15 protein-coding genes are annotated in these 13,271 nt (G+C 63.5%); 9 read left to right on the top strand and 6 right to left on the bottom strand.

The features are described 5' to 3' along the window. Nucleotides 1–46: 46 nt before the first annotated feature. From FFY45_RS14770 to FFY45_RS14750, 5 genes are all read right to left on the bottom strand, one after another. Nucleotides 47–784, bottom strand: coding sequence for a DUF2058 domain-containing protein (locus FFY45_RS14770; RefSeq protein ID WP_343204107.1), 738 nt, complete (start codon nucleotides 782–784; stop codon nucleotides 47–49). Between the two features lie 18 nt (nucleotides 785–802). Continuing rightward, nucleotides 803–1,039, bottom strand: coding sequence for a SlyX family protein (locus FFY45_RS14765; protein ID WP_006448709.1), 237 nt, complete (start codon nucleotides 1,037–1,039; stop codon nucleotides 803–805). After that, nucleotides 1,032–2,381, bottom strand: coding sequence for a UDP-glucose dehydrogenase family protein (locus FFY45_RS14760; protein WP_176340999.1), 1,350 nt, complete (start codon nucleotides 2,379–2,381; stop codon nucleotides 1,032–1,034). Before FFY45_RS14760 ends, FFY45_RS14765 begins: the two co-directional genes overlap by 8 nt. Before the next feature lie 24 nt (nucleotides 2,382–2,405). Continuing rightward, nucleotides 2,406–3,377, bottom strand: coding sequence for an FKBP-type peptidyl-prolyl cis-trans isomerase (locus FFY45_RS14755; RefSeq protein ID WP_167387167.1), 972 nt, complete (start codon nucleotides 3,375–3,377; stop codon nucleotides 2,406–2,408). Between the two features lie 90 nt (nucleotides 3,378–3,467). Beyond that, complete coding sequence (locus FFY45_RS14750) at nucleotides 3,468–4,025, bottom strand: glutathione peroxidase (RefSeq protein WP_176340998.1); 558 nt, start codon at nucleotides 4,023–4,025, stop codon at nucleotides 3,468–3,470. Between the two features lie 134 nt (nucleotides 4,026–4,159). Here FFY45_RS14750 and FFY45_RS14745 point away from each other — a divergent pair, with 134 nt between their 5' ends. From FFY45_RS14745 to FFY45_RS14715, 7 genes are all read left to right on the top strand, one after another. Beyond that, nucleotides 4,160–4,408 carry a hypothetical protein gene (locus FFY45_RS14745; RefSeq protein ID WP_043889124.1) on the top strand — a complete coding sequence of 83 codons (249 nt, stop codon included), beginning with the start codon at nucleotides 4,160–4,162 and terminating at the stop codon, nucleotides 4,406–4,408. Nucleotides 4,409–4,410: 2 nt separating this feature from the next. Then, nucleotides 4,411–4,773: a GntR family transcriptional regulator gene (locus FFY45_RS14740; RefSeq protein ID WP_003483692.1), complete on the top strand. Its 363-nt coding sequence runs from the start codon at nucleotides 4,411–4,413 to the stop codon at nucleotides 4,771–4,773. Then, a complete protein-coding gene (locus FFY45_RS14735) occupies nucleotides 4,770–5,645 on the top strand; it encodes an ABC transporter ATP-binding protein (RefSeq protein WP_104550552.1) in 876 nt (291 codons plus the stop codon). Before FFY45_RS14740 ends, FFY45_RS14735 begins: the two co-directional genes overlap by 4 nt. Continuing rightward, nucleotides 5,642–6,628 (top strand): ABC transporter permease, encoded by a 987-nt coding sequence (locus FFY45_RS14730; protein ID WP_023903563.1) that lies wholly within the window; start codon nucleotides 5,642–5,644, stop codon nucleotides 6,626–6,628. The genes FFY45_RS14735 and FFY45_RS14730 overlap by 4 nt, the downstream gene beginning before the upstream one ends. A 14-nt stretch (nucleotides 6,629–6,642) precedes the next feature. Next, complete coding sequence (locus tag FFY45_RS14725; RefSeq protein WP_176340997.1) at nucleotides 6,643–7,473, top strand: GIN domain-containing protein; 831 nt, start codon at nucleotides 6,643–6,645, stop codon at nucleotides 7,471–7,473. 32 nt (nucleotides 7,474–7,505) lie between these two features. Further along, nucleotides 7,506–8,036, top strand: coding sequence for a DUF2884 family protein (locus tag FFY45_RS14720; protein ID WP_176340996.1), 531 nt, complete (start codon nucleotides 7,506–7,508; stop codon nucleotides 8,034–8,036). 207 nt (nucleotides 8,037–8,243) lie between these two features. Further along, nucleotides 8,244–8,666: a hypothetical protein gene (locus FFY45_RS14715; RefSeq protein ID WP_104550555.1), complete on the top strand. Its 423-nt coding sequence runs from the start codon at nucleotides 8,244–8,246 to the stop codon at nucleotides 8,664–8,666. A 130-nt stretch (nucleotides 8,667–8,796) separates the two neighbouring features. Here FFY45_RS14715 and FFY45_RS14710 read toward each other — a convergent pair whose 3' ends face one another. Beyond that, entirely contained in the window at nucleotides 8,797–10,203 is a 1,407-nt protein-coding gene (locus FFY45_RS14710) for a class II fumarate hydratase (RefSeq protein WP_176340995.1), read from the bottom strand. 267 nt (nucleotides 10,204–10,470) lie between these two features. On the opposite strand from FFY45_RS14710, the gene FFY45_RS14705 reads away from it, so the two are divergent. Both FFY45_RS14705 and purB read left to right on the top strand, forming a co-directional pair. Continuing rightward, on the top strand, nucleotides 10,471–11,814 hold the full coding sequence (locus tag FFY45_RS14705) for a hemolysin family protein (protein ID WP_176340994.1): 1,344 nt from the start codon (nucleotides 10,471–10,473) through the stop codon (nucleotides 11,812–11,814). A 36-nt stretch (nucleotides 11,815–11,850) separates the two neighbouring features. After that, complete coding sequence (gene purB / locus FFY45_RS14700) at nucleotides 11,851–13,227, top strand: adenylosuccinate lyase (protein WP_176340993.1); 1,377 nt, start codon at nucleotides 11,851–11,853, stop codon at nucleotides 13,225–13,227. Nucleotides 13,228–13,271 lie beyond the last annotated feature (44 nt).

The raw sequence follows: 13,271 nt of genomic DNA, 5'->3' as shown, positions 1-13,271 counted from the left end.
GCACCCATCAGGTGCCCATGTAACAACAAAACCATGTCGTGCAGCGTTACCAGACTAGGTCGTCGGGCACCTGATACTGGGGGTCCGCATACGGGTCGTCGCTTGCCGGTGCATTCGGATCCACCTTCAATGCGACAGAGGGCGCAAACACCGCTTCGGCTTCGGCCAGCAACTCGGCGGTGACCAGCAGATAACGCCCGTTGAGCTGCAACACACCCAGCTCGCCGGCATTGAGCGCCTTGAGCTGATCGGCGGTCACGTAGATGCGCTTGATCTTGCCGCCATACGGAAAATGCCGGGCGATATCGGCATCGGCATGATTCAGGCCCTTGTCCTTGAGCAATTCTTCGAGCTTGGCCTTGGCTTCGCGACGCAGGCGTGCTTCCTCCTGCTTCAGTCGCTCGGCTTCGATCCGTTCGTCCTTCTCGCGCTGCGCACGGATCGCATAGGCCTTGGCCAGGTCGATGTCTTCGCGCGTGCGTGCCGGTTTGGGGCCGCGACGCTCTGCATTGGGATGCTGCGGACGTGACGACGGAGCGGGCTTGCGATCGCTAGTGCGATCAGGCCTGCCATCGCTTGTGTGCGCAGTCTTGCCATCGGTCGCCGCAGCGGCGTGCGGCCGCTGCGGTCCCCTGCCCTGGCCGCCCGGCGTGTTGCCGCCGGGGGCGGGCCTGCCACCGTTGCCATGGTGACGCGCGGCAGGCCGTGCGTCGGGTTTGCGTTCGGGCTTGGGGGCGGACTTGAAGCCCAACCCAAGCAACTGGTCACGTAAGGTATCGCTCATGGCGGTGGCAATCTGCAATCAATAGTGCGGAGGCGGCGGTTCGTCCGCTGCATCGGCAAACAACGTGGAGCGCACCTTGCCCAGATCCTCGAGCAGGTGGCGGATCAGCTCGGCATTGCGGGCGCCCGTCAAACGGGCGTCCGCAAGTGCTTCACTCAGTTCATTGAGCGCGTGCTCCTGAAAGGACAGACGCGTTTCAAGTTCAACCAACCGCGCGTCCAGTTCCTGGTCGCGCGGCGAGAGTTGCTCATGCATGCAACGAACGGCCTCGTCCGATGGCGTAGTAAGCCAGGCCTGCAGCTTCGATTTCCTGCGGGTCGTAAAGGTTGCGACCGTCGAACACGACGTCGTCCTTCAGGGCCTGCTTGATCTTGCCGAAATCCGGGCTGCGGAACTGCTTCCACTCGGTGACCACGACCAATGCATCGGCGCCTTCCAGAGCAGCGAAGGCTTCGTCGCAGAAGGTTAGATCGTCGCGCTCACCGAAGATGCGCTTGGCTTCGTGGGTGGCTTCCGGATCGTAGGCACGCACCGTGGCGCCGGCTTCCCACAACTGCGCCAGCAGACGACGGCTGGAGGCCGCACGCATGTCGTCGGTATTGGGCTTGAACGCCAGGCCCCACACCGCGAAGGTCTTGCCGGCAAGGCTGCCACCGGCTTCGTCGCCATAGTGACGCTGCACCAGTTCGAACAGGTGACCCTTCTGTGCGTTGTTGACGCTTTCCACCGCATTGAGCAGGGTCGGCTGCATGCCGTACTGCTCGGCAGTCTTGGCCAGTGCCTGCACGTCCTTGGGGAAGCACGAGCCGCCATAACCGGCACCGGGATAGATGAAGTGCCAGCCGATGCGCGGATCCGAACCGATACCGTTACGCACGTGCTCGACGTCCGCACCGACACGCTCGGCAATGTTGGCGATCTCGTTCATGAAACTGATCTTGGTCGCCAGCATCGCGTTGGCCGCGTACTTGGTCAGCTCGGCCGAACGCACGTCCATCTCCACGATGCGATCGCGGTTGCGATTGAACGGTGCATACAGACGGCGCATGCGTGCAATCGCTGCCGGCTTGGTGGCACCGATCACGATGCGATCCGGACGCATGCAGTCGGCCACCGCGTCGCCTTCCTTCAGGAATTCCGGATTGGAGACGACGTCGAACTCATGCTCCACGCCGCGTGCATCCAGTTCTTCCTGGATCGCCACGCGCACCTTGTCGGCGGTACCGACCGGCACCGTGGACTTGTTGACGACCACCGACGGGCCATCGATATGACGACCGACGGTACGCGCAACTGCCAGCACGTACTGCAGGTCGGCACTGCCATCCTCATCCGGCGGCGTGCCCACGGCGATGAAGGTGATTTCGCCATGCGCAATCGCCTCGGCAGCATCGCTGGTGAAGCGCAACCGGCCAGAGGCGTGGTTGGCTTTCACCATCGGCTCCAGGCCGGGTTCATAGATGGGGATCACCCCTCGATTGAGACCATCAACTTTCGCCTGGTCGATATCCACGCAGATAACGTGATGACCTACTTCGGCCAGACAGGTACCGGTGACTAGACCAACATAGCCGGTACCAAAGATCGCAACTCGCATGGGGGGGGATACTCCTGTGGGGGATCAGGGAAGGATACCCATCAGTTCGACATCGAACGTCAACGTTGCGTCTGGTCCGATCGGCCCCCCCTGCGTGCCGTTCGGGCCATAGGCCAAGTTGGATGGAATCCAGAAACGATATTTCGAACCGACCGGCATCAGTGCGACGCCCTCGGTCCAACCTGCAATGACTTGATTCAGACCGAACTCGGCCGGCTGGCCGCGCTGGTAAGAGCTGTCGAACACCTGCCCGTTGAGCAGCTTGCCTTCGTAGTTCACGCGCACCGTGTTGGTGGGCATCGGACGCTCGCCGCTACCCTGGCGCAACACCGTGTACTGCAAGCCCGAGGCGGTGGTGATCACACCTTTTTCGGTCTTGTTCTTGGCGAGGAACGCATTGCCCTCTTCGCGATTCTTGGCACCGGCAGCGCCCTGCTTGGCAGAGGCGAAGGCCTGCATCGTCGCTGCGGCTTCCTGCTGGGTCAGACGCGTGGTGCCCTTGGCGAACACGGTACGCACCGCTTCCATCAGGATGCTCAGATCGATCTCGTCCTTGATGCCGGCCAACGACGGGCCGACCGCGCGATCGCCCAGCATCAGACCGACGTTTTCCTTGGACGGAGTCGCAGGCGCGCTACCCGGCGCCATGCCCGGAACCTGCTGGCCGTTACGCGCTGCCAGCGCAGTGCGCAGGGCGGTATCGGTGGCCTGGGTCTGCTCATCGGACAACAACGGCTTGCCGCCCTTGAATGCATTTTCGATGGCGCGTTGCAGTGCGCTTACATCGATGTCCTGGGCAATCGGCTCGAACGAGCGCGCCACATCCATACCGATGGCGTAGCTGACGTTGTCGCGGGTGCTCTTCTCAGACGATGCATTCACAACTGGCTTCTCCTTGGTGGCCGCTGCGGCCGGTTGCTGCGACATCGCCGGCATCGATGCCGACATTGCCACCATCAGTAGCGACGCCGCCGCGCCGCGCTTTCCCATCTTCATTCGATGCACTTCCCGAAAGTGAAAAGACACGCCGACGCCGGCGCTGAATGCGCATTGTCGCATGTGCGCGCGGCGTTGCGAGAGCCGCGCTCAGCGCGACGGTGCCTTGAGCTCGCGTTCGATTGCCGCCAGCACGCTCGGATCGTCCGGTTTGATCTTGCTGGGGAACTGCGCCACCACGCGTCCATCGCGACTAATCAAATACTTGTGGAAGTTCCAACCCGGCGCAACGCCCGTGACTTGCGTCAAGCGCTGATACAGCGGCGTCGCATCCTTGCCCAGCACATGCACCTTCTCAAACATCGGGAACTTGACGCCATAGGTCAGCGTGCAGAATTCCTGGATCTGCTTCTCAGATCCCGGTTCCTGTCCCTGGAAATCGTTGGACGGAAAGCCCAGCACCGAAAAACCGCGGATACCGAAGCGCTTGTTCAGCGCTTCCAGTCCTTCGTACTGCGGGGTGTAGCCGCATTTGCTGGCGGTGTTGACCACCATCACCACCTTGCCGCCATAAGTACGGTTCAGGTTGATTGGCGCCTTGCCGGCCAGCGGCCGGTAGTCCAGATCCAGCACCGGCGCACCGGCGGCCAGCGCCGAGGCGGAAAAAAAGCCAGCAAATACAACGACTAGCAAACGATTGAGCAACATGCGCGATCCCCTTGAATAGGTTCCGGCCCCTCGCAGATGCGGGGTGCCATCAGTTGGGTATGACAGACAGTTGACTGCCTGCGTGTCGGTGTTATAGTTAGATACAACACCAGTCATCCAACGCAGGGGAAAGCATGAACAGCACACGCTTCACGCGACCAGCTCCATTGCTGCTGCTCGGCAGCACCCTGTTCGCCATTGGTTGCCTGGGAGCCGCTTCCAGTCTGGTTACGGAGTCCGGCGCCGATTATGGCGTGTCGGAGGCGGTTACGGAAAACGCGACAACTCCCCCCGAGGAGCGCACCCGGCCCAGCCGGCATCTGCGCGCTTCGCTGTCGATGCCCTATTTCTCCTTCGCGCAGGTTCTGCGCCCACGGAGCTGATCATGAACGACATCCAATGGAGCGACGGCGCTCCCATCTACCGCCAACTCAAGGAACGGGTCATTGCCATGATGCTCGATGGAATCCTCAAACCTGGCGACGCCCTGCCCTCGGTGCGCCAGGTGGCGGCGGACTACCAACTCAATCCCATCACCGTCTCGCGCGCCTACCAGGAGTTGGCCGACGAGAACCTGGTGGAAAAACGCCGCGGCCTGGGCATGTTCATGACCCCGGAAGCCGCACAGAAATTGCGCGGCAGCGAACGCGAGCGTTTCTTGAATGAAGAATGGCCCGCGGTGCTGGAACGCATCCAGCGCCTGGGACTGTCCATCGACGATCTGTTGCCACAGGGAAAAACACCATGACCGCCGTCTCCTCCGACCATGTGGTCGACGCACGTGGCCTGCGCAAGGCCTACAAGCATCGGCTCGCGCTGGACAACACCAGTTTCACCATCGCCACCGGGCGCATCGTTGGATTGATCGGCCCCAACGGCGCAGGCAAGACCACCGCGCTCAAGGCAGTGCTGGGACTGACCGATTTCGACGGCGAGTTGAGCGTCCTCGGCATGGATCCGCGTACCCAGCGCAACGCACTGATGAACGAGGTCTGCTTCATCGCCGACGTGGCGGTGCTGCCGCGCTGGCTGCGGGTTGGCGAGGCGATCGATTTCGTTGCCGGCGTGCATCCGCGCTTCGATCGCGCCAAGTGCGAGCGCTTTTTGGCCAATACGCAGCTCAACCGCAAATCGCGGGTGCGCGAATTGTCCAAGGGCATGATCGTGCAGCTGCATCTGGCGCTGGTGATGGCCATCGACGCACGCATCCTGGTGCTGGACGAGCCCACCCTGGGCCTGGACATCCTGTATCGCAAGCAGTTCTACCAGCGCCTGCTGGAAGACTATTTCGATGAGCAAAAAACCATCATCGTCACCACCCACCAGGTGGAAGAGATCGAACACATCCTCACCGATGTGATGTTCATCCGCGACGGCCGCATCGTGCTGACCGCCGATATGGAAAACGTGGCCGAACGCTACACCGAAGTGCTGGTCAATGCCGAGCATCTCGAGGCTGCCAGAGCCATCAAGCCGATCGACGAGCGCAGCCTGCCGTTCGGCAAGACCGTGATGCTGTTCGATGGCGTGCCGAAAGAGCAGCTCGCCCGCTTTGGCGAAACCCGCAATCCCGGCCTTGCCGACCTGTTCGTTGCGGTCATGAAGGGGACCTACGCATGAATGCACTCACCCACCAAGCTTCTCCCGCCCGCACCTTCGGCTGGCTGCTGAAACGGGAATACTGGGAACACCGTGGCGGCTTCGTCTGGGCGCAGATCATCACTGGCGGCATCGCGGTGTTCTTCGCACTGCTGGGCGCGGTGATCGGGGCGATCAGTGCCCGCCGCAACATGATCGGCGACAGCATGACAATGTCGGACATGGCCGAGTACACCCGCACGCTCGGCCAGGTCGGCGACGGCCTGCTGCTGGGCGGCATCGGCATCGCCTCGGTGGTGCTGGCGTTCGTGGTGTTCTTCTATGCACTGGGCAGCCTGTACGACGACCGCCGCGACCGCAGCGTGCTGTTCTGGAAATCGCTGCCGGTGTCCGACGTGCAGACGGTATTGTCCAAAGCCGCCTGGGCGCTGTTGCTGGCGCCGCTGATCGCCATCGCGATCGGCGTACTGGTCGGCCTGGCGCTGTGGTTGATCGCCATCGGCGGCGCGTTGATCGCCGGTGTGCCCAATCCATGGGGCTTGGCCACCCACTCGCATCCGTTCTCGTTGTTGTGGCTGATGCTGCAGACCGTGCCGATGAGCTTGCTGTGGTCGCTGCCGACCGTGGGCTGGCTGATGTTCTGCTCGGCCTGGGCCACCAGCAAGCCGTTCCTGTGGGCAGTGCTGTTTCCGCTGCTGGCCTGCGTGATGCTGAGCATCCTCTCGGCAATGCCGGGCGTATCGCTGCCGATCGGCTGGATCTGGTACATCGTCGGCTACCGCGGCCTGCTCAGTGCCCTGCCCGGCACCTGGTCGCCGCTTGCAGTCAGCGGCAACCTGGATAGCAGCGCGATGCAGAACCCCAGCGATCTGGTGCAGTGGGTGCTGCAGCACACAGATAGCAGGCTGGTCTACGGCAACCCCGACATCTGGATCGGCGCCGCCATCGGCGTGGTACTGATCGCCGCCTCCATCTATCTGCGCCGTCGGCGCTCCGAAGCCTGAGTAAAGGACACCCCATGCGTTCGCACCTGCATCTGAGTCTGGCCATCTTGTTCGCGTTGCCCGGCGCTGCGTTTGCCCAGGAGCAATGCAAATTCTCCGAGCCGCGCAACCTGGAGCTGAAACTGAGCGGAGTGAAGTCGGTATTGTTCGAGGTCGCCTCCAACGACCTGCATCTGGATGCCTCGCCGGGCAGTAGCGGGCGTCTGAGCGGCCGCGCCTGTGCAGCACGCGCCGATCTGCTCAAAGGCCTGACCGTCACCCAGAAGCGCGTCGGCGACAAGTTGGTGGTGACGCTGGACGACGACCGCAACATGCGCATCTCCGTGGGCGACAGCTACGCGTACCTGGATCTGCGTGGCAGCGTGCCCGACACGCTGCTGGTGCAGTTCGACGTGGGTTCCGGCGATGCGGAGATCTCCGGTGCGGCAGCGGTCAGTGCCGACGTCGGCTCTGGCGACATGGCGATTCGTCGCACCAAGGGCCGCGTCACCGCCAAGGTCGGCTCCGGCGACATCGAGCTGGAAGACATGGGCGCGTTGCGTGTCTTGGCAGTGGGCTCGGGCGATCTCAAGGCCACGCACGTGCGTGGCGCAGCAGAGGTCGGCAAGGTCGGCTCGGGCGACGTCAAACTGCGCGGCGTTGCCGGCAACGTCAAGCTCGGCACGATCGGCTCCGGCGATGTCGACATCGACGATGTGCAAGGCGATGTGGGCGTGGACGCGGTCAACTCGGGCGCACTGAGCGTGCGCAAGGTGCGCGGCAACGTCAGCGTGGCACGCAAGGGTAGCGGCGATATCGATGTCAGCGATGTCACCGGCAGCACGCGCGTGCCAACCGACAACTGATCACTCATTGACGATTCGAGGGGGAACTGCTGATGAAACTGTTGATTTCTGCGGTGTTGGCGAGCGCGCTGTTGGTCGGTTGTGGCAAGTCCGAGCCCACCGTCAATGTATCGGGCCAGGCCAACGGGAGTGGCGTGACCTTCAACGGCAAGAGCGTGACGCTCAAGCGTGACGGCCTGCCTGCAGCCACCATCGGCGTGGATGGCGCGCTCAGCATCGATGGCAAGCCGGTAACCTTGAACGATGCGCAGCAGCAGGCGATGCGCAGCTTCTACGCGCAGATCCAGGGCGTGGCCGAAAAAGGCATCGACATCGGCACCCAAGGTGCAGCGTTCGGCGCGCATGCGGCGGGCGAAGCACTCAAGGGTGTGCTCAGCGGCAACACCGACCAGATCGGCGACAAGATCGAAGCGCAGGCGGACACCTTCAAGCACAACGCCATGCAGATCTGCGATCAGCTGGCCAAACTGCGCGCCGCGCAGGACGCCGCTGCGCAACTGGTGCCGGCATTTGCGCCCTACTCCACCCTTACGCAACACGACGTTGACGACTGCCGCAAGTAAGTGCGGTAGTGACAGCCGCTGCGCAAGCGTTGGCAGGCGCAGCGGCTTCCCGAATCGGATGGAGCGCATACCCATGCCGATTCCTGCACGCGAGTTGAGCGCCACCTTGGCCTGCGACATTTTGTCAGCCATGCCATGTAGCCCCGGCCCGGATCGCCTGACCGGGGCGGGATTACACTAGTGCGCTCCCCTCAACCCATCGACCCCATGAACAAGTTCGTGATGCTCTGCATGGCGCTGCTGCTGTGCACTCTCGCCGCCTGCGGCGACCAGTCGTCCCGGCGCGCCGAACGCGGCAAGCCGCGCGTTGCGATCACCACGCAATCGGTGATGATCCGCCGCCCACCGGCTGCCAATGCGGAAATCACCCCGGACGGCACACTCAAGATCGACGATATCGCGCTGCCGCAGAAAGAGCCGACGCGTGCCAAGCTGCAGCTGCTGTTCGGGCATCTGCAGATGCTGCGTCAGCAGGCGGTCAACGATGCCGGGGCGGACCCGGAGTACAAATCGATCAAGCTGACGGTCACCCCGGAAATACAGAAGATCAGCGGCGAATTACTCAATGAGATCCCGTCGCTGCAGCCGTATCGCGAAAGCTTCGGCAACGTGCAGGCCGAGCGGCACTGACCAACGAGCGAAGCTGCGCACAAACCGCAGATTCGCGCGAACCTTTGTAGGAGCGCACTTGTGCGCGGCCGGGCGTTATCGATAACGCCCCATCGCGCACAAGTGCGCTCCTACACACACGCAGCAGGGATCAGCCACCGCTTCCACTGCTGCCGGCCTGGATGCCGCCACGCGTCAGCGCAGCCGGATCCAGCAAACGGCGCAGATCCGCTTCGCTGAGCCCGCTGTCCTCCAGGGCCACGTCCAGCACCGGGCGCTGCTCCTTGTAGGCACGCTTGGCGATCGCGGCGGCCTTCTCGTAGCCGATGATCGGGTTGAGCGCAGTGACCAGGATCGGATTGCGATCCAGCGCCTCGCGCACGCGCTCCTGACGCACCTTCAGCCCGGCGATTGCGGTATCGGCGAGCAGACGCGACACATTGCCCAGCAGGGTGATCGAATCCAGCAGGTTGTAGGCAATCAGCGGCAGGGTCACATTCAACTGGAAGTTGCCGGTCTGCCCGGCCACGGTAATCGCGGTGTGGTGGCCGATGACTTGCGCGCAGGCCATCACGGTGGCTTCGGGAATCACCGGGTTGACCTTGCCCGGCATGATCGAGCTACCCGGCTGCAGCGCCGGCAATTCGATTTCGCCCAGCCCCGCCAACGGGCCGGCATTCATCCAGCGCAGATCATTGGCGATCTTGATCAAGGCCACTGCCAGCGCATTGAGCTGACCGGACAGTTCCACCGCATCGTCCTGTGCGGCCAGGCCTTCGAACTTGTTGTCGGCACTCTCGAACTTGAACTTGCTCAAGCTCGACAAGGCCTTGGCCACCTTGCCGCCGAAACGCGGATCGGCATTGATGCCGGTGCCGATCGCGGTGCCGCCCAGCGGCAGACGACGCAAACGCTTGAGCGCGTCGTCGATGCGATCCTGCGCCGAACTCAACTGCGCCGACCATGCGCCAAATTCCTGGCCGAAGGTCAGCGGCATCGCATCCATCAGATGCGTGCGCCCGGTCTTGACCACCTTGTTCAAGCCCTTGGCACGCTTGTCGATGGTCTTGCGCAGATGCTTGAGCGCGGGCTGCAGGTGCTCCTGCACCGCAAGCAACGCAGACACGCGGATGGCGGTCGGGATCACGTCGTTGGAACTCTGCCCCAGATTGACGTGATCGTTGGGATGCACCGCGTCCTTGCCGGCACGCGTGGCCAGCGTGGCGATCACCTCGTTGGCATTCATGTTGGATGAGGTGCCCGAGCCGGTCTGATAGACATCGATCGGAAACTGCGCATCAAACGTGCCCTCGGCCACCTGCAAGGCGGCGTCCTGCACCGTCTTGGCGATCGACTTGGGCAGCAATCCCAGTTCTGCATTGACGCCGGCTGCGGCGGCCTTGATCAAGCCCAGCGCGCGAATGAAACCACGCGGCATCGGCTGACCTGACACCGGGAAATTCTGCACGGCACGCTGGGTTTGCGCGCCCCACAATGCATCGGCGGGTACCTGCAATTCGCCCATGCTGTCGTGTTCGGTCCTGAAACGTTCGCTCATCTGCACTCTCCGCACATCGTTGGATTTGTGGTCAAGGAAGGGCTGGCAGCGGGCGTACCCGGGCTGGCGAGGCTGTCTACGATACTCGCTCGCAGCGTTGCGGCCATGTCGTCGCAAGCCGTGGGCTAGACTGCCCATTGATCAATACGAGGTACCACGCCGCCATGGGCGACGACCCTGACTGTAGAAACGCAGCACCTGCGTCTTTCTCTTCTGCGCACCGCAGCATCGCTTACGCGCAGCAGATAGCGCATAGACCTATCGCCGATGCACACGCAGGCGTACGCCATGCTCGGTAATGTGCTGCTGCTGTTGGTGGCATTGTTGCTGGTGCTGTTGAATGGCTTCTTCGTTGCCGCCGAATTCGCGCTGGTCAAACTGCGTCACACGCAGGCGGTGGGTCTGGCGCAGAACAACGGTTGGCGCGGGCGTTTGCTGTTGGGGGTGCATGCGCATCTGGATGCGTATCTGTCGGCATGCCAGCTCGGTATTACCTTGGCCTCGCTCGGCTTGGGCTGGGTCGGCGAACCTGCGTTTGCGCATCTGCTGCAGCCGCTGTTCGACTTGCTCGGTCTGTCGCCGGAAGCGGCGCAATTCACCGCATTGGCCATTGCCTTCAGCCTGATTTCGTTTTTGCACATCGTGCTGGGCGAACTGGCGCCCAAGACCATGGCCATTCGCCGCCCGGAGCTGATGTCGCTGTGGACCGCCGCGCCGCTCTACGTCTTTTACTGGGCCATGTATCCGGCGATCTGGGTGCTCAATACCAGCGCCAATCGGTTGCTGCGGGTGCTCGGCTGGGGCGAGGTGGAGCACCAATCGCATCGCTACTCGCGCGAAGAATTGATGCTGATCGTCGGCCGCCAGGATCCCAACGCGGCCACGCCCGATCACGGGCTGGCCTTGATGAGTCATGCGCTGGAATTGCCCGACCTGGTCGCCGGCGACCTGATGCGCCCGCGCGAGCACATGCGCAGCCTGCGCGAAGGCATGACGCTGGAATCGGTGCTGGCCGAGTTCAGCGAGTCGCGCTACAGCCGCTACCCGTGGTTCGATGCCGAGGGCGAGCAGGTCTTGGGCATCCTGCATACCAAGGATCTGCTGGTGGCGATGGCGCGCGGCCAGGATCTGGACGATCTGCGCCCGCTGCTGCGCCCGGCCACCCTGCTGACCCTGGAAACCCCGATCCCCAGTGCGCTGGAGCAGTTCCGCACCGGCACCACCCATCTGGCGCTGTGCGTAGAGGACCAGGGCCGCATCCTGGGCTTCTTCACCCTGGAAGACCTGCTGGAAGTGATGGTCGGCGAGATCGAGGACGAGCATCGCCACGTGGTGCGCGATGCGCCGATCCGCAGCCAGGACGGCTCGCTGCTGGTGGCCGGCAGCACCTCGATCTTCCGCCTGGGACGCCTGCTCGGCCGGGATCTGAGCGCGCCGGACCACGTCAATTCGGTCGGCGGGCTGATCGTGCACAGGCTGCAGCGGCTGCCCGAAGAAGGCGAAACCCTGCAGCTGGACGGCCACGCGCTGACCGTGCGGCGGATGGACGGGCACCGGATCCAGGCGGTCACCGTCCGCCCGATCGGCGAAGCGAGCGCCGGGGCGGCGTAGAATACCCACCCCCGCCAGCCTCCCAGTGCCCTGCCCATGTCGGATTCCGCCCTGCTCGCCCTGCTCGCCCTGTCCCCGCTCGACGGCCGCTACGCCTCCAAGGTGGATGCGCTGCGCCCGATCTTTTCCGAATACGGCCTGATCAAGGCGCGGGTCAAGGTCGAGATCGAATGGCTGCTGGCACTGGCCGCCGAGCCGGGCATCGCCGAACTGGCGCCGTTCTCGGTTGCTGCCACGCAGACCCTGCGCCGCCTGGCCGACGACTTCAGCGTGAGCGATGCCGCACGCGTCAAGCAGATCGAGCGCACCACCAACCATGACGTCAAGGCGGTGGAGTACTTCATCAAGGAACAGCTCAAGGATGACGCCGAGCTGGGCCCGGCGCTGGAATTCGTGCATTTCGCCTGCACCAGCGAGGACATCAACAACCTCAGCTACGGCCTGATGCTGGACCAGGCGCGCCGCGAGGTGCTGCTGCCGACGCTGGACGGCATCACTGCCAGCCTGCGCATCCTCGCCCATGCCCAGGCCGGCCAGCCGATGCTGTCGCGCACGCATGGCCAGACCGCATCGCCCACCACGCTGGGCAAGGAAATCGCCAACGTGGTCGCGCGCCTGGAGCGTCAGCGCAAGCAGATCGCCGCAGTGGAACTCACCGGCAAGATCAACGGCGCGGTCGGCAACTACAACGCGCACCTGGTGTCGTACCCGGAGCTGGATTGGGCCGCATTCGCGCAGCGCTTCGTCGAAAGCCTGGGCCTGGTGTTCAACCCCTACACCACCCAGATCGAGCCGCACGACAACGTGGCCGAAATCGGCGATGCAAGCCGCCGCGTCAACACCATCCTGATCGACCTGTCGCGCGACATCTGGGGCTACATCTCGCTGGGTTACTTCAAGCAGAAGCTCAAGGAAGGCGAAGTCGGCTCCTCGACCATGCCGCACAAGGTCAACCCGATCGACTTCGAAAATGCCGAAGGCAATTTCGGCATCGCCAATGCGCTGTTCGAGCATTTCTCCGCCAAGTTGCCGATCAGCCGCTGGCAGCGCGACCTCACCGATTCCACCGTGCTGCGCGCACTCGGCACCGCGTTCGGCCACACCCAGGTCGCGCTGGATTCGCTGGCCAAGGGCCTGGGCAAGCTGACCGTCAACCCGGAACGTTTGAACGCCGATCTGGACGCTGCCTGGGAAGTGCTGGCCGAAGCCGTGCAGACCGTGATGCGCCGCCACGGCCTGCCCAATCCGTACGAACAATTGAAGGCACTGACCCGCGGCCAGGGCATCACCGCCGCCTCGATGCAGGCGTTTGTGGAAAGCCTGCAGTTGCCCGAAGAAGACAAGCAGCGCCTGCGCGCGTTGACCCCGGGCGCCTATACCGGCCTGGCCGAGCAACTGGCACGCGCCATCTGACCTGACTGCCGCACCCGATCTGGCCGCATTGCGGCGACCCGCAT

This window comes from Xanthomonas hortorum (genome assembly GCF_011305375.1).
Lineage (GTDB): Bacteria > Pseudomonadota > Gammaproteobacteria > Xanthomonadales > Xanthomonadaceae > Xanthomonas > Xanthomonas hortorum_E.
The sequence above is the reverse complement of the archived record's forward strand: the minus strand, read 5'-3'. Positions and strand labels throughout refer to the sequence as shown.